Below are 19,230 nucleotides of genomic sequence, written 5' to 3'. Positions count from 1 at the left end.
CTGATCCACCCGACACCGTACCGACGACACCGGAAGGGGAATCCGTGACTGGATTCAACCCCAAGAGCAGGCAATCCCTGTTTACCCTGATCGGGGAGTTGCCCGGCCAGATCAGCGACCTGGTCAAGGCCGAACTCGACGCCTTCAAGGCCGAGTTTGCCAGCAAGGCGAAGAACATTGGGCTCGGCGCCGGCCTGTTCATCGTGGCGGGCGTCTTCGCGTTCTTCGCGACCGGCGTTCTCGTCGCCCTCGCGGTCATTTTGCTCGCGCTCGTGCTGCCGCTCTGGCTCGCCACGCTCATCGTGGCGGTGGTGCTGCTGCTGCTCGCGGCGGTTCTCGTACTGATCGGGGTCAACCGGGTGAAGGCGGCGACCGCACCCGACCCCGGCGGCGTGCACGCCAGCATCCGTCACGATGTTGATGCTTTCAAGGGAGTGGGCGAATATGAAAAATAACACAGAGGTAACGCGCCGCACCGACGGCGTCAATCAGGTGCAGGGCTACACGAGCGGCGACGAGTCGCACTCGAGCAAGGCCGAGCTGCGCGCCAAGGCGGCAGACGCCCGGGCCGCCCTCGCGAGCACCCTCGACGCGATCGAGTACAAGTTCAACATTCCCAAGCAGCTGCGCATCACGCGTCGCCGCCTGAGTCGGGCGCTGCACGAGCTGGGCGAAGAGAACGGTCTGGCACTGATCGGCATCGCGCTCGGCGCGGCGACGGTCGTCGGCACGGTCGTCTGGTTCGGGGCGAACGCCATCGTGCAGGCCCGGGAAAAATAGACTGCGAAGTTGCCGCAGAAATAGCATCGTTTCACCCCCGGACGGGTCGATTCCCCACGCGCATTTTGGTGCGCGGGCCAAATCGGAGCAGACTAGGGATTATGACTCACCCGGCTGCCGGAGAGGCAGTAAACACCAGCCAGCCCGCCACTCCCATCGATAGCGAAACCCCCGAGGTTTCGCCGCAGGGTTTCACCCTGTTCACCGTGTTACGTAAGGATCCGCGCAATCCCGACGACCTGGATGGCCGGGATGTGCCGCACGCGGTCAACGAACTCGACGACGTCATCGCGCTCATCGAGGCCGAGGGCGTCACCGTCCGTGGCTTCTATGACGTGTCCGGCCTGAAGGCCGACGCCGACGTCATGATCTGGACCCACGCCGACGAGGCCGATACCCTGCAGTGGGCCAACCGCGAGCTGCGCCGCAGCCGCCTGCTCAAGAGCCTGCTGCCGACCTGGAACGCCATGGGCGTGCACCGCGAGGCCGAGTTCAACAAGCACCACGTTCCCGGATTTCTGCGCGGCGTCGAGCCCAAGGCCTGGATGACCATCTATCCCTTTGTGCGCAGCTATGAGTGGTATCTGCTGCCCGACGCCGAGCGCAGCACCATGCTCGCCGACCACGGCCGCAAGGGCGCCGCGTACAAGGGCGCCATCGCGAACACGGTCTCGGCCTTCGCCCTCGGCGACTACGAGTGGCTGCTGCCGATCGAGAGTGACGAACTCACCGAACTCGTCGACCTGATGCGGGGCCTGCGCGACACCGAGGCTCGCCGCCACGTGCGCGAAGAGGTCCCGTTCTACACCGGTCGTCGCATCTCGACCGCCGAACTCGTCGAGGTTCTGCAGTAATGACCGACTACGACGCAATTCTGCTCGCCGGCTTCGGCGGCCCAGAGGGCCAGGACGACGTCATCCCGTTTCTGCGCAACGTGACCGGTGGCCGCGGAATCCCCGAGGCCCGCCTCGAAGAGGTCGCGACCCACTACCGCCACTTCGGCGGCATCAGCCCGATCAACGACCAGAACCGGGTGCTGAAGGCCGCGCTGCAGGTCGAAATCGACCGCCGCGGCATCAACCTGCCCGTGATCTGGGGCAACCGCAACTGGGCGCCGTACCTGAAAGACACCATCAGCGAGGCCCACGAGGCCGGCCAGGACCGCCTGCTCGCGATCGCGACGAGCGCCTACAGCTCATACAGCGGATGCCGCCAGTACCGCGAAGACTTCGCCGCGGCCCTGACCGAGAAGGGTCTGAACGATGTGGTGCACATCGACAAGATCCGCCAGTTCTTCGACCACCCCGGCTTCGTCACCCCCTTCATCACCGGGGTCACCCAGGGGCTGAAAGATGTCGCCGCGGCCATCCCCGGCATCGACGTCGACACCGAGGTCGAGATCCTGTTCTCGACCCACTCGATCCCGATGACCGACGCCAACAAGAGCGGCCCCGCCGAGCGCGGCTTCGGCGAGGGTGGCGCCTACGAGGCGCAGCACCGCGCCGTCGCCCAGGTCGTCATGGACGCCCTGGTCGAGCCCTCTGCGCTGGTCGAACCCCCTGCGCTGGTCGAACCCCCTGCGCTGGTCGAACCCCCTGCGCTGGTCGAACCCTCTGCGCTGGTCGAGCCTGTCGAGACCAAGCTCAAGACGCAGTGGCAGCTGGTGTACCAGTCCCGCAGCGGACCCCCGAGCATGCCGTGGCTCGAGCCCGACATCAACGATGCGATCGCCCTGCTGCCGGCCCGCGGCATCCGTGCGATCATCATCGTTCCGCTCGGCTTCGTGAGCGATCACATGGAGGTCATGTGGGACCTCGACAACGAGGCGATGGAGACGAGTGAGAAGTTCGGCATTCACGCCGTGCGCGTGCCGACCCCCGGCGTCTCGCCCGACTTCGTGAACGGCCTCGTCGACCTGATCGAAGAACGCCTCAGCGACACTCCGGTCGAGGATCGCCCGCGGGCGACCAACCTCGGTCCCTGGTACGACGTGTGCCGCCCGGGTTGTTGCGAGAACGTGCGCCTCGGGTTCAAGCCCGCCGTCGCGGGGATGGCTCCGTGAGCGCAATTCGAGTGGGCACGCGCGGAAGCGCCCTCGCCCTCGCCCAGACCCAGACGATCGCCAACCGAATTGCCGCTTCCGCCGGCGTCGAAGTCGAGATCGTGCCGATCGAAACCCACGGCGACGTCTCGACCGAGTCGCTCGCGAGCCTCGGCGGCACCGGCGTCTTCGCCAGCGCGCTGCGCGAGGCCCTCGTGCGCGGCGACTGCGATGTCGTCGTGCACTCCCTGAAAGACCTGCCGACCGACCCGTTTCCGGGCCTCGTCATCGGCGCCACCCCCAAGCGAGCGGATGCCCGCGACGCGCTCTGCGCGCGCGCCGGCTTCACCCTCGACTCGCTCCCCGAGGGAGCCCGCGTGGGCACCGGCTCGCCCCGCCGTATGGCGCAGCTGCGCAAGGCTCGCCCCGACCTCACGGTCGTCGACCTGCGAGGCAACATCGACACCCGCCTGGGTCGGGTCGCCGAAGGCGATCTCGACGCGGTCGTGCTCGCCGCAGCCGGCCTCGGCCGGCTCGGGCGTCTCGACGATGCCTCCACCGAGCTGCTCTCGCTCTCGGACTGGCCGACCGCGCCCGGGCAGGGCGCCCTCGCCCTCGAGGTGCGCGACGAGAAGCTTGACCATCTGCTGCACACGGCCCTCGCCGCGATCAACCACGGCTCGACCGAGGGAACCACGACCGCCGAGCGCCTGGTGCTCGCGCACCTCGAAGCCGGCTGCGCCGCTCCCATCGGCGCGACCGCGGTCATCGACGACGGCCTGCTCTTTCTCACGGCCACGGTCTACAGCCCCGACGGGCTGCGCTCCGTCACGAGTTCGCACGCCGCGACACCCGATTCCCACTCCGCACTCCATCTCGTTGAGGCCGCGCGCGACGTGGCTGGGCGGGTCGCCACCGATCTTCTGGCCGGTGGCGCCGCCGACTTCGCACCGCTGAAGGTAAGTAAGTGACCGCTCAATTGCATCAGCCCAAAACGACTGTCGCCAAGCCGCTCGCCGGCTGGAAGGTGCTCGTGCCGCGCGGCGGCCCCTGGGGCGACCAGGTCGCCGCCAACCTGCGCGCCCGCGGCGCGCAGCCGATCGTGGCGCCCATGATCAATTTCGCTCCGACGGATGACGCCCCCGCGCTCGAGGCGGCGCTCGCCCGCCTCGCGGCCGGCGACTTCGACTGGATGACCGTCACGAGCGCGACCACGGTCGACGTGCTGCAGTCGCACCGCGCGGTCGTCGCCCCCGGCACCCGCATCGCCGCGGTCGGCGAGACCACCGCCGCCGCGCTGATCGCGGCCGGCTACCACGTGGACATCGTGCCCTCCGAGGACAACTCCGCCCGCGGCCTGCTGCTCGAGTGGGAGAACGCCACCCAGGGCGTCATTCCGCTGCGCGTGCTGACCCTGCGGAGCGAGATCGCCAAGCCGCTCTTGACCGAGGGCCTGCGCCGCGTCGGCCACGACGTGGAATCCGTCGTCGCCTACCGCACCGTGGGCGTCGCCGTCAGCGACACCGTGATCGCCAACGTGAAGGCCGGCCTCGTGCAGGCCGTGCTCGTCACCTCCGGCAGCGTGGCGCAGCAGGTCTTCGACCAGCTCGGCCCGATTCCGGAGCAGACCCTGGTGGCCTGTATCGGCCCGCGTACCGCGAAGGACGCGACCGCGATCGGCCTGCGCGTCGACGTGATCGCCGACGAACGCAGCGCCGAGTCGCTCATCGAGTCGCTCGTGAGTGCCGCCGAGGCTCGCGCGCTCGCCGCCCAGCAGTAGCGTCGCCCAGCAGTAGCGTCGGCGAGCATCCGCCCCCGTCGCGGCACTCCTAACGTGACCCTGCGCCACCGGCCGCGCTCTGCGCCCTCGAGGAGCCCTGCGCCCTCGAGGAGCCCTGCGCCCGCTAGACCACCTCAGCCCGGGCGGCCCACTCGACCCGCACGGCCAGGATCGCGTCGTCGAGGGTCAGCCCGGACACTGCCGCCACGTAGCGGCGGGCCGCCTCTCGCGCCTGGCTCGGCAGCGGCTCGACGGCGCGCACACGGGTGCCCAACCGGGTGGACTCGAGCAGCCCGTTGCCCTCCAGTGCAGAATACGCGCGGGCCACGGTGCCCGCCGCGATCCGCAGGTCACCGGCCAGCTGGCGCACCGACGGCAGCCGGTCGCCGGGGGCCAGATTGCCGGAGCGGATCTCGTCGGTGAGCTGCTGGCGAATCTGCTCGAACGCCGGGGTCGGATCAGCGTCGTCGATCGTGATCATGCGGCATCCGCTTCAGGTCGGCCCGAGACGATCGAGGCGTCCCCGGCCGTGAACGGCGGCTTCAGGGCGTCGATCGCGGCGAGCACGAGCAGCACGCAGCCGACCACGAGCAGGAGCAGCCCCGTGATCAACCCCACGGGCGCGAGGGTATACCACGGTTCGATGTGCACGTAGACGGTGTTCTGCCACTGGTTGGACGCCGACATCATGGCCTTGCTGCCGAGGAGGAGGAGACCCCCCAGGTAGGCGACGAATGTCCCGGACGTGAGTTTCATGATGATGCGGGTGGCGAGCACCCGCATCACCCGGTCGACCTGCCGGAGCGATTCGTCGGTCGGGCGAGAGGATGCCGCCACGCGCGCCAGCGCGACGGCCGCCGCGATCGTGATCAGCGCCACCAGAAGAGCCAGGGGGAGCCCGTAGTACCAGCCCGGGTAGGGACCGGCCGTATTGCTGTACGGGGAGTCGGTGAGTGTGAGGGATCGGTCTAGGCCGTCCTCCTGCGGCGATGACGTCACGCCGAACGCGACGATCGCGGCGAGCAGCAGTAAGCCGCTCGCGGCCGGCAGCACCAGCGCCCAGGCCGGCGCGTAGCTCCAGGGTCGGCGCCGCGCCAGATCAGCGCTGCGCTTCGCGCCCACCTCGGGGACGAGTACCTTCGGCAGGGCGGCGACGACGACCAGAAAGAAGCCGGTCATCAGGCCCGGGGTGAGCAACCAGGTCAGCCCGTAGCCGTTTCCGATCGTGGTGTGGACGATGTTCATGGCGCTGAAGGCAACCGCTGAGGCCGCGAACGCAATCCCGATGCGGCCCGCGAACGACTTCCTCGCGTCACGGACCGCGCCGGCAAGGTTCGCGGGCACGGTGACGCGGCGAAAGGCTTCGGAGGCGCGGCCGCGCACGACGGCGGCCCAGATCAGCCCGATCGTCGCGGCCAGTATCGCGATCAGAAGGAATATCACCATGGTCAGGTCCTCTCTTCGCTGACGGACTGTATCAACTTATAGACACAGTAACACCTGTATCACTCGACTGATACAGCCGAGCCGAGCCGACGCGGGCCGGGCGCACAGCCGCGCGGCGTAGGCTCTGACCGTGACGAATCCCGTAATCCGCCCGCGACGCCTGCGCACCACACCCGCGCTGCGTCGCCTGGCGAGCGAAACCCGTGTCCACCCGTCCGAGCTGGTTCTGCCGATGTTCGTGCGGGAGGGCAGCGAGAGCGTCGCGATCAGCTCCATGCCCGGGGTCGTGCAGCACAGCATCGACAGCGCCCGCCGCGCGGTCGTCGAAGCGGCCGAAGCCGGCATCGGCGGCGTCATGCTCTTCGGCGTGCCCGACGTGCGCGACGCCATCGGCTCCGGCGCGACCGACCCCAACGGCATCCTGAACCTCGCCACCCGGGCCCTCGTCGACGAGGTCGGCGGAGCCCTCACCGTGCAGACCGACCTGTGCCTCGACGAATTCACCGACCACGGCCACTGCGGCGTGCTCGCCGCCGACGGCCGCATCGATAACGATGCCACCCTCATCCGCTACCAGGACATGGCCCTCGCCCAGGCGCGCGCCGGCAGCGACCTGCTCGGCCTGAGCGGCATGATGGACGGCCAGGTCGCCGCCGTGCGCAGCGCCCTCGACGCCGAAGGCCTGCAGGACACCGCCGTGCTGAGCTACTCCGCCAAGTACGCCTCCGCGTTCTACGGCCCGTTCCGCGAGGCCGTCGCCAGCACCCTCGTCGGTAACCGCCGCACCTACCAGCTCGACCCTGCCAACGGCCGCGAAGGCGTGCGCGAGAGTCGCCTCGACATCGCCGAGGGCGCCGACATCGTCATGGTTAAGCCCGCCGGCAGCTACCTCGACGTGCTCGCCGCGGTTGCGAGCATGAGCGAGGTTCCCGTCTGGGCCTACCAGGTCAGCGGCGAGTACGCCATGATCGAGGCCGCCGCCGCCCAGGGCTGGATCGACCGCCGCCGTGCCGTCGAGGAGTCGGTTCTCGGCATCCGTCGCGCCGGCGCCGACGCCGTGCTCACCTACTGGGCCGTTGAGCTCGCCACCTGGCTGAAAGAAGACCGCGCATGACTCACACGCTCACCCACAACGACGAACTCTTCGACCGCGCGCAGCGCTCGATTCCGGGCGGTGTGAACTCGCCCGTGCGCGCGTTTCGCTCGGTCGGCGGCACGCCGCTGTTCCTCGTGAAGGCCCAGGGCGCCTACGTGACGGATGCCGACGGTCGCGACTACGTGGACCTCGTCAGCTCCTGGGGCCCCGCGATCCTCGGCCACGCGCACCCCGGTGTCGTGAAGGCCGTGCAGGACGCCGCCGCCCTCGGACTGTCGTTCGGCGCCTCGACGCCCGGCGAGACCGAACTGGCCGAGCTCGTCAAGGGCCGGGTCAGCGCCGTCGAGAAGCTGCGGCTCGTCTCGACCGGCACCGAGGCGACCATGACCGCCATCCGGCTCGCCCGCGGCTTCACCGGCCGTGAGCTGCTGATCAAGTTCGCCGGCCACTATCACGGCCACTCCGACGGGCTTCTGGCCCAGGCCGGCTCCGGCCTCGCGACCCTCGCCCTGCCCGGATCGGCCGGCGTCACCGCCGCGACCGCCGCGCAGACCCTCGTGCTGCCCTACAACGACCTCGAAGCCGTGCAGGCCGCGTTCGACGCGCACCCCGGTCAGATTGCCGCGGTCATCACCGAGGCCGCCGCCGCCAACATGGGTGTCGTCGCGCCCGACCCCGGCTTCAACGCCGGGCTCGCCGCGATCGTGCACGCCGAGGGCGCGCTGCTCATCATGGACGAGGTACTGACCGGATTCCGCGTCAACCCGGCCGGCTACTGGGGCCTCGAAACGGATGCGTCCACGACCGCCCCCGAGACCGCCTACCGCCCCGACCTGCTCACCTACGGCAAGATCATCGGCGGTGGCCTGCCCGTCGCCGCCCTCGGCGGCCGAGCCGACGTGATGGACTTTCTGGCCCCGACCGGCCCGGTCTACCAGGCCGGAACCCTCTCGGGCAACCCGGTCGCCGTGGCCGCGGGCATCGCGACGCTGAACGCACTCGACGCGGCCGTGTACGCGCACGTTGACGCGACATCCGCTCTGCTGTCGAACGCCGTGTCGGAAGCGCTGACGGCCGAGGGCGTCGCGCACAGCGTGCAGCGCGCCGGCAGCCTGTTCAGCTTCGTCTTCGGTGCGGAAGCGGCCGCCCAGGCGCCCCGCACCTACGCCGAAGTGCAGCGTCAGGAGGCCTTTCGTTACGGACCGTTCTTTCACGCCATGCTCGACGCCGGAGTGTCGCTGCCGCCGTCGGTGTTCGAGGCCTGGTTCGTCAGTAACGCACACGACGAACAGGCCGTCGGCCGCATTCTCGAGGCGCTTCCGGCCGCGGCCAGGGCGGCCGCGCAGGCCACGAACGACTGAGTTCACTGACTGCCCACTCGTTTGAACCGGAGCACTGCACGACTTCCACACTCGGGTCGTTACTGCTTTGTGAGGTTCCGACGAGCGGAATGTCGGGCGACCGGGCAGACTAGGGGAATGGCTTCCCTGAGCGTGCACTCCGATCGGCTCGAGATCCGCCTGACGCGCGCCGAAAGGGCGTTATCGCGTCGCAAAGACGACATCGTCGTCAAACGCGAGAACATCCGCACGGTCATCATCACGGAGGATCCGTGGATCTGGCTGCGCGGCATCCGTGCCCCCGGATCGATCGTGCCGGGCGTCGTCGCGGCCGGAACCTGGTCGTTTCACGGCGGCAAGGACTTCGTGGCGATCAAGCGCCAGCGCATGGCGGTCGTGATCGACCTCGCCGACGAAGAGTTCTCGCGGGTCATTCTGACCAGCCAGTTCGCGCCCGACCTGATCGCGTCGCTCAAGCTCGAACCCCGCGAAACCGCCTGACGATCCGCGCCGTCGTGCGGCAGGGACACGACGATGCCGGCGCGAGCGATCAGGGCGACCGCTACCCGCGCACGTCGACGACCGTGCGGCCGTGGTGCCGGCCGGCCAGAATCTGCTCGGCCGCGAGCAGCGAATCGCCCAGCGGAATGATCGTGGTCAGGCCGTCGAGCGCCTCGAGGTCGAGGTCGCTGGCCAGCCGTGCCCAGGCCCGTTCGCGCTGCTCGCGGGAGGCGTCGACCGAGTTGATGCCGATCAGGCTGACCCCACGCAAGATGAACGGCATGACGGTCGTCGGCAGGTCCGCGCCCTGGGCCAGACCGCAGGCGGCGACCACGCCGTTGGCGTGCATCTGCGCGAGAACGGATGCGAGGGAGCTGCTGCCCAGGGAATCGATCGCGCCGGCCCAGCGCTGCTTCTGCAGCGGCCGTCCGGTGCTGGCGAGCACTCGGCGCTCCACGATTTCGGTCGCGCCGAGGTCGCGCAGGTAGGCGCCCAGGGCCTCGGGCCGACCGGTCGTGGCGTGCACCTCGTAGCCGAGCCGGGCGAGCAGACTGATCGCGATGCTGCCGACACCGCCGGTGCCGCCGGTGACGAGCACCGGGCCGCTCGCGGGGGTGAGGCCGCCATGTTCGAGGGCGAGCACCGCGAGCTGAGCCGTGAACCCGGCGGTGCCGATCGCGGCGGCCTGCGCGGCGCTGACGTTCGGCGGCAGGCGCACGAGCGGGTCGCCGGCGACCCTGGCGCGCTCGGCGAGACCGCCGTGGTGGTTCTCGCCGCTGCCGGCACCGGTGAGAATCACGCGGTCGCCCGGGTTCCACCGCACGTCGGCGCTCGCCTCGACCGTGCCGACCAGGTCGACGCCGGCGATGAGCGGCCAGACCCGGGCGACCCCGGGGCGACCCAGCAGCGCGAGGGCGTCTTTGTAGTTCAGGCTGGAATACTCCACGGCGATGGTCACGTCACCCGGCATCAGAAAACCGTCATCGACCACGCGCAGCGCGGCCCTCTGCCGGGCGTTGCCCTCGGCATCCGCTGCCTTATCGACGACGATGGCCCTGAATTGCGTCTCTGCACCCATGCCCGTAGCCTACGGGCTGTTCGAGTGGGCGGCTCAGGTCACGTCACGTTTCCAGCTGACGGCATAGCCGCCGACGGTGGCCGCGAGGGCGTAGGCGAGCAGCACGAGGCCGCCCTGCCACCAGTCAAGGGCCTCGGCGGCCCCGCCGGTCGGCGACGCCATGGTGAAGACGCTCGCGCCGACGAGGGCATCGCTCGCCGCGCCCGGCAGGAAGTTGCCGATGCGGGCCGTCACCTCGAGAAAGCTCGCCGCGAGCCGCAACAGCGGTTCGACGAACTGGGTGAAGGCGAGCACGATCACGATCGACGCCACCTGATTGGGCACGAGCACTCCGAGGCCGACGCCGATGATCGCCCACAGCCCCATCGCGAGCACGATGCGGCCGATCAGCCACCAGGTGGCGGCGTCGCTGAGCATCGGGTCGACGTCGAACGCGTTCATCACCGGTGCGCCGATGCCGACGGATGCGGCCAGCGCCACCACTCCGAACACCGCGCCCACCACGAACAACGCGATCACCTTCGCGCCGAGCACCTGACCGCGCCGAGGCGAGGCGAGGAACGTGGGCGTGAGGGTCTGGTGACGAAACTCGCCGGTGGTGGCGAGGGCACCGATCAGCACGGGAAACACGTAGCCGACCGAGCTCGCGAAGCTGTAGACGAGCGGGGGCAGGGTGCCGAAATCGGGGATGCCGCCGCTCGAGGTTCCGGCAGCGTCGGGGCTGATCGCGCCGGACTGGATTCCCGCGAACAGCGCGGCGAGGCCGCCGGCGAGCAGGCCGATGTAGCCAAAGAGCACGAGGGCGAGAATCCACCACAGGCGGGTCGTGAGAATCTTGGCGAATTCGGCGCCGATGGCGTTCAACAGCGAGCTCACAGCGTGTGTCCTTCCCCGACGAGGGCGAGGAACGAGTCTTCCAGACCCGCCTTCTGTCGGTGCAGCGAACTGATTTCGACTCCGGCGGCGAAGGCGAGGTGCCCGACCAGGGCGGGGTCGGGTGTGGCCACGAGCAGGCCGGTGCGGCCGACGCTGAACGTGAGGCCGGCCTGACGCAGCGCGGCGCCGAGGGCCTCGCGGTCGGGGGAGTCCACGACGATCTGGGGGGCGGCATCCGTTTCGAGGCTGGACAGCGGGCCGAGGTGCACGAGGGCGCCGCGGGCGATGATGACGACGTCGTCGACGCTCTGCTGCACCTCACTCAGCAGGTGCGAGCTGACGAGCACGGTGCGACCCTCGGCGGCCATGGCCCGCAGAAAGCCGCGGATCCACTTGATGCCCTCCGGATCGAGGCCGTTGATCGGTTCATCGAGCACGAGCACACCGGGGTCGCCGAGCAGCGCGTAGGCGAGGCCCAGGCGCTGGCGCATGCCGAGCGAGTAGCCGCCGACACGCTGCTCGGCGTGCGCGCCGAGTCCGACCTGTTCGAGTACCGCCGTGACGCGGGTGCGGGGCAGGCCCGCGGCCCTCGTGTAGACGCCGAGGTGGTTGGCCGCCGAACGGCCGGGGTGAAAACTCGCCGCTTCGAGCGCGGCGCCCACGGTGTGCAGCGGCTGCGGCAGGTCACGGTAGCGGATGCCGCCAAACGTCGCGGTTCCGCTCGTCGGCGCCACGAGACCGAGCAGCATGCGCAGGCTCGTGGTCTTGCCGGCGCCGTTCGGGCCGAGGAACCCGGTCACCCGGCCCGGCTCAACCGTGAAGGACAGATCGTTGACGGCGGTGGTGGCGCCGAAGCTCTTGTGAATGTGGCTGAACTCGATGGTTGTGCCGATCGGCATGCGGTCCCCTCTCGCAGAACCCCAGCCTATTGCTGGCCGTGTCGGTGGCGCGAACTTCTCGGCGGCACGTCACGCGAACAAACATGGGCCGCCGTTCTCTTACGCCATGTTGCGGCGCCTCTGGCCGCCACCCCGACAACGCCCTAGCGTCTAGGAATGACGACCCAGACATCCGCCTCGTGGAACAAGCACGACGGCCAACCTGCCCGGCTTGACGGCGGCGAGGATTGTCCGCTCGTGCCCGTGGTGGGCGGCGACGTACGCGTGCCGCTCGTCGGCGGCGGTGAGACCCGCTACATCAACCTCGACTACGCGGCGTCGGCGCCCGCGCTCGAGGTCGTCGCCGCGCACATTGCCGAGGTGCTGCCGCTCTACGCGAGCGTGCACCGCGGCGCCGGCTATGCCTCCCAGATCAGTACCGCCGTGTATGAGAACGCCCGTGTCGTGGTCGGCGATTTCGTCGGGGCGCGTCCCAAAGACAGCGTCATCTTCACCCGCAACACCACCGATTCGCTTAACCTGCTCGCCTCGGTCGTGCCGGGGGAGACCGTCGTTCTCGACCTCGAACACCACGCCAACCTGCTGCCGTGGATCGGCGGGGCATCCGGTGCCCGGGTGCTGCGCTCGGCCGCGACGCTCGACGAAACGCTGCGGCTGCTCGAGGCCGAGCTGACCGCCCGCCCCGCCGCGCTGCTCGCCGTGACCGGTGCCTCCAACGTCACTGGAGAGGTGCTGCCGCTGCGCCGCCTCGCGACCCTCGCTCACCGCCGCGGAACCCGTATCGCCGTCGACGGCGCCCAGCTCGTGCCGCACCGCCGGGTCGATATCGCCGCCCTCGGCATCGACTACCTGGCCTTCTCCGGCCACAAGACCTATGCGCCCTTCGGCGCCGGGGTGCTGGTCGGGCGCAGCGACTGGCTCGATGCCGGCCCCCCGTACCTGCTCGGCGGCGGCGCCGTCATCTCGGTCACGCTCGACGCGACGCAGTGGCGCGTCGGCCCTGCCCGCCACGAGGCCGGCTCGCCCAACGTGCTCGGCGTCGCGGCCCTCGCGCGTGCACTGCAGGAGCTCGACACCCTTGACCCGGTTGCCTGGACCGCTCATGAGAACCGGCTGCGCGCCCGCCTGGTGAGCGGCCTCGAAGCCCTGCCCGGCGTGACCAGCTACCGAATCTTTCCCGACCTCGACGATGCCGTCGGTGTCGTCAGCTTCAGCGTGGCCGGGCTCGACAGCCGCCTGGTCGCCGTCGTGCTCTCGGCCGAGTGGGGAATCGGTGTGCGCGATGGAAAATTCTGTGCGCATCCGCTTCTGGAACGCCTCGGCGTGGCCGGCTCGGCCCTGCGCGCGAGCGTTGGCGTGGGTTCTCGGCAAGCGGATGTCGACGCCCTGCTGACCGCTCTCGCCGGCATCCTGACCGAGGGCCCGCGGGGCGAGTATGAACTTGAAGCCGGCCACTGGCAGGTCGTGGGCGACACCCGCCCGCGCCCCGACTGGGCGCCCGAACTCGCCCCCGCCGCCGGCTACTACGGCTGCGCCGGCTGACCCGCTTTTCGCGCGTACCATTCGACGGAGTTCGGGCCCGAGAACGCGCGTGTCACGCCGGAATCATGCCCAGCGGCGTTGAACACCGTCGAATGGTACGCGGCGGCCAGCGTCGAGGGTCAGTCGGCGCCGACCTCGAGGGGTGCGTCGGCATCCGCTGCCCATTCATTGAGGGAGCCGTCGTAGATGGCGACGTTGTCGTGGCCGGCGAGGGTGAGGGCAAGGGCGCTCGCCGCGGAGGCGATGCCGCCCGAACAATAGGCGACAACCCGCGCGCTGCCGACGACCGGAGCCATGCGGGTGGTGAGTTCTTCGCCGCGGTGGAACGTGTTCGTGGCGCGGTCGATCAGGCGGCCGGCGGGAATGCTGATGCTGCCCGGAATGTGTCCGCGGCGGGCCCGGTCGCCGGTCTCGCCGGAGTAGTCCTTGGCCGGGAGCGCGCAGACGAGTGCGGCATCCGTCTCGCCGGCGACGATGCTGGCGATGAAGTCCTTGTCGACCCAGAGTTCGGGCCGCGGGGCGGCGGTGAATCCGGCGACCTCGCGGGGTTCGTTGTAGCCGGTTTCGGTCTCACGGCCCTCGGTGCGCCATTTGGTGAGGCCACCGTCGAGCACGTGCACGTTGTCGTAGCCCGCCGCGCGAAACTGCCACCAAATGCGGGCCGCCCACTGATTGAGCGAGCTGTCGTAGACGACGACCGTGGTGTTGTTGTCGATGCCGACGGATGCCGCCCCCTGCGCGAACAGGTCGTCATCGGGTCGCGCAAACCCGAACGATCCCGACGGGTCCGAGAAGACCTCGAACAGTTCGGCGAAGATCGCGCCCGGAATGTGGCCGTCGATGAGGTGCTCGTCGAGGCCGCTGAGGTAGCGCGCCTTGCCGCTCGGAGTGCCGATCAGTACGACCGTGGCGTCGAGCACCACGAGCGACTCCGCGCCGAGGTGGTCGGCCAGCCACTGCGTCGACACCAGCGGCTCCGGCACGGGCGTCGCGGGCGCGTTGGCCGCAGCCGTGGCCAGGGGAGCGGTGGTCGCGGGCTTCGTGAGCGGAGGAGTCATGCCGCCACGCTAGTCGCGCGGTCGTTTCGCCACGCGTCGCTCCGCAACGCGAGGTAATACACTCCGCCCTCGTCGTCTCGGCACGCGTCGGCAAGTCCGTGTGCTCAGCCGTTTCCAGCCCGCCAGGGGCGTTCCGTGACACTTCGTGACGCGGGAACCACACGATCGGGTGGGGCTCAGAGGCTCGAATACTCAAAACCGTGTGACGAGCCTCATCGAGCTCGGCGAGAGCACAAGCCGGGTCGCCGACCTCGCGGCTCTTGCGCCCAAAGACGTGAAGCGGATGCGCAGCATCGCAGCTCCGACCCCACCGAAGCCTGCCAATTTCTAGAACTCGTACCTATCTCCGCTGCTCAGTCGTGCAAAAGTCCATACCGATGATTCCTTCAAAGCCCACTGCGACGTACCTCTTTCAGGAGCTCTTAAGTCAGGTCTGATCCGAGCATTTTCCTCGAATCCGGATGTCTCCGAGTATTTCTTGTTGAAGCCGCGAGCCATTTAGGCCATTCTCGGTTTCACGCGATAATCGATTCGTGAACTACTTGGGGGAAAATTGACTGATGCGACAGAGCCGTGGTATCACCTCGACATGCTCCGCGAGATAGCTGCTGAATTAAGGCATCTGGCCTCGTACGTTCTCCTCTCACGCGCCTAAGCCGACCCGACCGTTGAACTTACGGGGTCAGAAAATTCAATGGAAGTCCTCGCAGCTCCTATCGGCATCAATCGTCCTCGCAGCGCCCCTTCTCCTGTCCGGCTGTATGCCGGCACACAACACTGTGTCCATTCAAAAAAGTGTCAAGATCGCGATAGTTGATAGCGGCCTCAATGATGGCTCTGCCGACTTCAGCTGTTTCGACGTCGTGGACAGCGACGACGACGTCCAGGGTCACGGAACGATTGTCGCCTCTGTCGCGGTGGGACTTGTCGACGATGAGTGTCCGTTGTGGGCCGACAAAGTCAGCATAATCACATACTCCGTTTTTGGGGATGAAACTGCCTCGCCAAATGAAATGGCGACTGCAATACACACAGCCATCGAGGACAAAGTGGATCTCATCAATATCAGTATTGCTATTGGGACAGACGTCAAGGCCCTTCGTGTCGCGGTCAGACGTGCCATCGATTCAGGAATCATTGTTATAGCAGCTTCAGGAAACAATCTTGGAATGCGAGCGGGGTACCCTGCCCGCTACCCAGACGTCATATCCGTCGGCTCGCTGGATACCGAAGGCCGACCATCGAGTTTCTCTGCGATCGCTGACGTGGACTATTTCATTGTCGGCACGGATGTCCCTTCTGTCGACCGTGCAGGGATTCAACAGTTTTCCACTGGCACCTCAATAGCTGCAGCAAACACATCCAACCAAGTATTGAAAGCCCTTCTCGGTGTAGTCAAACTTGACTCCACGCTGGCCGAATTGATCGCAGACCAACGAAAGCAGAGCACTAGATGAAAAAAGTCACTATTGGACTCGTTACAGCGCTACTGCTGTCCGGGCTGACCTACTCACCGGCATTCGCAGAATCAGACTCCTACCCGGGCACGACATCCGCGGAACTCGTGAACGAGGAAGAGCTGCAGATCGCTCTTGAGGACGAAGGAATTTCCCTGTCAGACTTGGAGGCAACCGCAGACGAAATCTCAGTCGAAACTACTTCAGACCTTGGCTCTGGTGAGATCGTTCGCTCGACGACAACGCTGTCTCTTGAGGACAACAACGGTCTGTTTTCTCTGACGAGCGAGAACGCTGCCTACAGTGCCAGCTACTCCATGGAAATCCAAGAGATGAGCGACAGCGCCGTCGCTTTCACCATGACGGATTTGGAAACCGGAGAGTCCGAGTCCTACGCGGACGACGTCGGGTATGCCTCCGTAGTGCCAGTCCTAGTTCTCGGCATTCCGATTGCTCTGGAAGTACTAAAAGCGCTCGTTGTGTCGACAGGGGTAGTTATTCTTGCTGGCGTTACGTGGATTGCTGCGACAAGCGCAATCGATGCGCTGACCAAGAAAGGCTCAACACATCAACACTTTCGTGCCTTGATTTTCAACGGGAAGCTTGTTCTAGGGAGTGGTATGACCCTCAACTCCGCGGTCACGTGGGGACGGGGAGGTAGTAATACCTGGTCGCGCACTCAAGCAGGTGCACAGGCAGTCGCCAAAGGAGTGAAAAATGGACTGACCCCAGTCGGACCGGAGCGGGACGCGGGCGGCCGGGGGAAGTTCGCGCATTATCACCCGAGTAACCGCTCGCCTGCAATGCACGCTTTCTTTGGCATGCCCAATTGAACGACATGGTTGAAGGCGACGATCCGAAAAACCGTCTCACTCGATGGAAGAAGGCCAAACCCCAACCTTTGAGGATTGGGTCAATGGAAAATCTACTGGCACAGGAATTCCGTGCATATGAAATTCCCTTGGCAGCGATTACCCCGACTGACTATCTAAACGATGAAGAGGTCCGTGAAGACCTCATCTACAAACTTTTGACAATCACACATCCCGACGTTCTAGCTCGCATTTATAGCGCAGAAGAGCAGGAGATGAAAGACATTGGTGCGGAAGCGTATGAACAGAGCTGGCGGAGTCTTTTTCTGGGAGAAGACACGAGCTTGGGCTCTCCGCAGAAAGACGTCTCAACTTTGGACGACGCATCATGGCTCGCCTACAACCTGCTGAACATTCAGCACTCAACAGGCCAACGCACGTCCATCGTCCTCGAACAAGAGGACGGAGACGTAACGGGCGCCAAGGTGTACGGCATATCTGACTACCTCAGCACATTCATGGTTGCGGTCACGGGCTACCGAGAGTCAAGAAGCGCCGACGAGCGCAACTACTACTCGATGGCCACAGGAGATCTGAACAACGAAGCATTCAGCTATTACCTTGAGTGTTTAGATCGTCATGGATTAATTTAGCCTGGCTTGCGGGGATTCTCATCGTGTCGGAGACAAAACGCCCCTTGAGGCTCGGTTCAGCACCGTGAGGTGGCACAGATGGCCCCTTGAATCCGCCGCCCGCGAAGGGGCGTTCTTCGACACTTCACGGCTGCCTCGACGTGGCCATGGGGCGTTCTCTGACACTTCGTGCACGAGGTGTCAGAGATGGCCCCTTGGCAGGAACTGGCCCCGCAATACCCTGGCCGGGGACGCTGCCCGGGGGTGGGCGGTCAGGCGTGGGCGGGGCAGGCGGGCGCGACGCGATCGACGCACGCCGGGCACACGACGAGCTGCTCGCGGCAGGCCAGGTCGCGACAGTTCACCATGTGCTTGGTCGCCTCGCCGCAGTTGCGGCAGCGGCCGAGCACGGCCGTGTGGTCGCTGAAGTCGAGCGACATCCGCTGATCGAAGACGTACAGCGAACCGTCCCAGAGGCCGTCGTCGCCGTAGGCCTCGCCGTAGCGAACCACTCCGCCCTCGAGCTGGTAGACCTCGTCGAATCCGCGCGCCTTCATCAGGCCGCTCAGTACCTCGCAGCGGATGCCCCCGGTGCAGTACGTCACGACCGGTTTGCCCTTGAGATGGTCATACTTGCCGCTGTCGAGTTCGGCGACGAACTGCCGGGTGTTGCTCACGTCGGGCACGACCGCGCCGCGAAACCGGCCGATGTCGGCCTCGAAGGCATTGCGGCCGTCGAAGAAGACGACCTCGTCGCCGCGCTCGGCGACCAGCTCGTGCAGCTGCGCGGGGGCGAGGCGCGTGCCGCCGCCGACAACACCCGACGCTTCCACGGTCAGCTCACCGGGGGCGCCGAAGCTCACGATTTCCTCGCGTACCTTCACGACCAGGCGGGGAAAGTCCAGGCTCCGGCCGGCCGGATCGAGTCCAGAGCCCTCGCTCCACTTGAAGTCGATCGTCTTGAAGGCCGGGTAGTCGCGGGTCTTGCGGATGTAGCGCTTCAACGCGGGCAGGTCGCCGCCGAGGGTGCCGTTGAGGCCGTCGGCCGAGATCAGGATGCGCCCGCGCAGCCCGAGCGACTCGCACAGGTCGCGCTGCCAGAGGCGCACGGCGTCGGGGTCGGCGAGCGGCGTGAAGACGTAATAGAGAAGAATCTTCGGAATGGCCACCAATCGAGTGTAGGCCTGGCCCGGGTGAGCGGATGCCCGCGGCGCCCTTCTCAGCAAGGCTGTCAGACCCTGAGGCTAGGCTTTTCGCAGGCCGGTTCATCCCGATTCACCCCGATCCGCAATCGAAAGGAACCCGATGACTACACCAGACCCGCTCGCCCGCTTCGGCGCGGTGCCGCAGTTCACCCTCACGAGCACCGACATGACCGACGAAGAACCGCTGGCCGCCGCCCAGTACGGCGTCGACGTCGGCGGTGCCGGGCAGTCCCCGCAACTGTCCTGGTCGGGGTTTCCACCCGAAACCCAGAGCTTCGCGATCACCGTCTTCGACCCCGATGCCCCGACCGGCTCGGGCTTCTGGCACTGGGCCGTCGGCAATCTGCCCGTCACGGTCACGAGCCTGCCGACGGATGCCGGATCGCCCGGCAGCGGCGCCCTGCCCGCCGAGGCCCTCGTCTTGCCCAACGAAACCCGCCAGGCTTCGTTTGCCGGGGCTGGCCCACCCGAGGGCACCGGAACCCACCGCTACCAGTTCATCGTGCACGCCGTCGATGTGCCCGTACTCGCCATCGACCCGCAGTCGACGCCGGCGGTTCTCGGCTTCAACCTGCACTTTCACACCCTCGCCCGCGCCGTGCTCGAGGCGACCGGAACCTTCGGCGGTGCCAACTGACCCGGCACCGGTTCACCCCCAAACTGAGGTGCTCTCAGCTTGCTCACGGC

At 67.2% G+C, this 19,230-nt stretch carries 22 protein-coding genes; 15 read left to right on the top strand and 7 right to left on the bottom strand.

Features of this window, described 5'->3' with window-relative positions; all coding sequences use genetic code 11:
* The first annotated feature begins 44 nt into the window (after positions 1 to 44).
* The 6 genes from E3T55_RS10575 to E3T55_RS10550 all read left to right on the top strand — a co-directional run bounded on the left by E3T55_RS10575 (position 45) and on the right by E3T55_RS10550 (position 4,601).
* Complete coding sequence (locus E3T55_RS10575; protein WP_134519535.1) at positions 45 to 455, top strand: phage holin family protein; 411 nt, start codon at positions 45 to 47, stop codon at positions 453 to 455.
* Positions 445 to 780 carry a hypothetical protein gene (locus E3T55_RS10570; protein WP_241993005.1) on the top strand — a complete coding sequence of 112 codons (336 nt, stop codon included), beginning with the start codon at positions 445 to 447 and terminating at the stop codon, positions 778 to 780. The genes E3T55_RS10575 and E3T55_RS10570 overlap by 11 nt, the downstream gene beginning before the upstream one ends.
* Positions 781 to 881: 101 nt before the next feature.
* Positions 882 to 1,634 (top strand): hydrogen peroxide-dependent heme synthase, encoded by a 753-nt coding sequence (gene hemQ, locus E3T55_RS10565; protein WP_134519534.1) that lies wholly within the window; start codon positions 882 to 884, stop codon positions 1,632 to 1,634.
* Positions 1,634 to 2,842 carry a ferrochelatase gene (locus tag E3T55_RS10560; RefSeq protein ID WP_134519533.1) on the top strand — a complete coding sequence of 403 codons (1,209 nt, stop codon included), beginning with the start codon at positions 1,634 to 1,636 and terminating at the stop codon, positions 2,840 to 2,842. The genes hemQ and E3T55_RS10560 overlap by 1 nt, the downstream gene beginning before the upstream one ends.
* Entirely contained in the window at positions 2,839 to 3,792 is a 954-nt protein-coding gene (gene hemC / locus E3T55_RS10555; RefSeq protein ID WP_134519532.1) for a hydroxymethylbilane synthase, read from the top strand. The genes E3T55_RS10560 and hemC overlap by 4 nt, the downstream gene beginning before the upstream one ends.
* A complete protein-coding gene (locus E3T55_RS10550) occupies positions 3,789 to 4,601 on the top strand; it encodes a uroporphyrinogen-III synthase (protein ID WP_241993004.1) in 813 nt (270 codons plus the stop codon). The genes hemC and E3T55_RS10550 overlap by 4 nt, the downstream gene beginning before the upstream one ends.
* 124 nt (positions 4,602 to 4,725) lie before the next feature.
* Here E3T55_RS10550 and E3T55_RS10545 read toward each other — a convergent pair whose 3' ends face one another.
* Both E3T55_RS10545 and E3T55_RS10540 read right to left on the bottom strand, forming a co-directional pair.
* Positions 4,726 to 5,082, bottom strand: a complete 357-nt coding sequence (locus E3T55_RS10545; RefSeq protein WP_134519531.1) for a GntR family transcriptional regulator — start codon at positions 5,080 to 5,082, stop codon at positions 4,726 to 4,728.
* Entirely contained in the window at positions 5,079 to 6,047 is a 969-nt protein-coding gene (locus E3T55_RS10540; RefSeq protein WP_134519530.1) for a hypothetical protein, read from the bottom strand. The genes E3T55_RS10545 and E3T55_RS10540 overlap by 4 nt, the downstream gene beginning before the upstream one ends.
* A 130-nt stretch (positions 6,048 to 6,177) precedes the next feature.
* Here E3T55_RS10540 and hemB point away from each other — a divergent pair, with 130 nt between their 5' ends.
* The 3 genes from hemB to E3T55_RS10525 all read left to right on the top strand — a co-directional run bounded on the left by hemB (position 6,178) and on the right by E3T55_RS10525 (position 8,984).
* A complete protein-coding gene (hemB, locus tag E3T55_RS10535) occupies positions 6,178 to 7,161 on the top strand; it encodes a porphobilinogen synthase (RefSeq protein WP_134519529.1) in 984 nt (327 codons plus the stop codon).
* Positions 7,158 to 8,504: a glutamate-1-semialdehyde 2,1-aminomutase gene (hemL, locus tag E3T55_RS10530; RefSeq protein ID WP_134519528.1), complete on the top strand. Its 1,347-nt coding sequence runs from the start codon at positions 7,158 to 7,160 to the stop codon at positions 8,502 to 8,504. The genes hemB and hemL overlap by 4 nt, the downstream gene beginning before the upstream one ends.
* Before the next feature lie 117 nt (positions 8,505 to 8,621).
* A complete protein-coding gene (locus E3T55_RS10525) occupies positions 8,622 to 8,984 on the top strand; it encodes a hypothetical protein (protein ID WP_134519527.1) in 363 nt (120 codons plus the stop codon).
* A 61-nt stretch (positions 8,985 to 9,045) separates the two neighbouring features.
* Here E3T55_RS10525 and E3T55_RS10520 read toward each other — a convergent pair whose 3' ends face one another.
* The 3 genes from E3T55_RS10520 to E3T55_RS10510 are packed head-to-tail and all read right to left on the bottom strand — an operon-like array spanning position 9,046 to position 11,837.
* Entirely contained in the window at positions 9,046 to 10,062 is a 1,017-nt protein-coding gene (locus E3T55_RS10520; RefSeq protein WP_134519526.1) for an MDR family oxidoreductase, read from the bottom strand.
* A gap of 33 nt (positions 10,063 to 10,095) precedes the next feature.
* Positions 10,096 to 10,938: an ABC transporter permease gene (locus E3T55_RS10515; protein ID WP_134519525.1), complete on the bottom strand. Its 843-nt coding sequence runs from the start codon at positions 10,936 to 10,938 to the stop codon at positions 10,096 to 10,098.
* Positions 10,935 to 11,837 carry an ATP-binding cassette domain-containing protein gene (locus E3T55_RS10510; protein ID WP_134519524.1) on the bottom strand — a complete coding sequence of 301 codons (903 nt, stop codon included), beginning with the start codon at positions 11,835 to 11,837 and terminating at the stop codon, positions 10,935 to 10,937. Before E3T55_RS10510 ends, E3T55_RS10515 begins: the two co-directional genes overlap by 4 nt.
* Positions 11,838 to 11,993: 156 nt before the next feature.
* Between E3T55_RS10510 and E3T55_RS10505 the strand changes: the two genes are divergently transcribed.
* Positions 11,994 to 13,379 (top strand): aminotransferase class V-fold PLP-dependent enzyme, encoded by a 1,386-nt coding sequence (locus tag E3T55_RS10505; protein ID WP_134519523.1) that lies wholly within the window; start codon positions 11,994 to 11,996, stop codon positions 13,377 to 13,379.
* Between the two features lie 119 nt (positions 13,380 to 13,498).
* Here the strand turns inward: E3T55_RS10505 and E3T55_RS10500 are convergent, their stop codons facing one another.
* A complete protein-coding gene (locus E3T55_RS10500; RefSeq protein WP_134519522.1) occupies positions 13,499 to 14,437 on the bottom strand; it encodes a sulfurtransferase in 939 nt (312 codons plus the stop codon).
* A 202-nt stretch (positions 14,438 to 14,639) separates the two neighbouring features.
* Here E3T55_RS10500 and E3T55_RS20945 point away from each other — a divergent pair, with 202 nt between their 5' ends.
* The 4 genes from E3T55_RS20945 (at position 14,640) to E3T55_RS10485 (ending at position 17,359) form a co-directional block, all read left to right on the top strand.
* On the top strand, positions 14,640 to 14,768 hold the full coding sequence (locus E3T55_RS20945) for a hypothetical protein (protein WP_255455390.1): 129 nt from the start codon (positions 14,640 to 14,642) through the stop codon (positions 14,766 to 14,768).
* A 448-nt stretch (positions 14,769 to 15,216) separates the two neighbouring features.
* Positions 15,217 to 15,894, top strand: coding sequence for a S8 family peptidase (locus tag E3T55_RS10495; RefSeq protein WP_166791741.1), 678 nt, complete (start codon positions 15,217 to 15,219; stop codon positions 15,892 to 15,894).
* Positions 15,891 to 16,727: a hypothetical protein gene (locus E3T55_RS10490; protein ID WP_134519520.1), complete on the top strand. Its 837-nt coding sequence runs from the start codon at positions 15,891 to 15,893 to the stop codon at positions 16,725 to 16,727. The genes E3T55_RS10495 and E3T55_RS10490 overlap by 4 nt, the downstream gene beginning before the upstream one ends.
* A gap of 83 nt (positions 16,728 to 16,810) precedes the next feature.
* Positions 16,811 to 17,359: a hypothetical protein gene (locus E3T55_RS10485; RefSeq protein ID WP_134519519.1), complete on the top strand. Its 549-nt coding sequence runs from the start codon at positions 16,811 to 16,813 to the stop codon at positions 17,357 to 17,359.
* 251 nt (positions 17,360 to 17,610) lie between these two features.
* Here E3T55_RS10485 and trhO read toward each other — a convergent pair whose 3' ends face one another.
* Positions 17,611 to 18,507, bottom strand: a complete 897-nt coding sequence (gene trhO, locus E3T55_RS10480) for an oxygen-dependent tRNA uridine(34) hydroxylase TrhO (RefSeq protein WP_134519518.1) — start codon at positions 18,505 to 18,507, stop codon at positions 17,611 to 17,613.
* A gap of 136 nt (positions 18,508 to 18,643) precedes the next feature.
* Between trhO and E3T55_RS10475 the strand changes: the two genes are divergently transcribed.
* Positions 18,644 to 19,180 (top strand): YbhB/YbcL family Raf kinase inhibitor-like protein, encoded by a 537-nt coding sequence (locus E3T55_RS10475; RefSeq protein ID WP_134519517.1) that lies wholly within the window; start codon positions 18,644 to 18,646, stop codon positions 19,178 to 19,180.
* The last annotated feature ends 50 nt before the right edge of the window (positions 19,181 to 19,230 follow it).

This window comes from Cryobacterium frigoriphilum, assembly GCF_004403305.1.
Classification (GTDB): domain Bacteria; phylum Actinomycetota; class Actinomycetes; order Actinomycetales; family Microbacteriaceae; genus Cryobacterium; species Cryobacterium frigoriphilum.
This window is presented reverse-complemented; position numbering and strand designations above follow the sequence as displayed.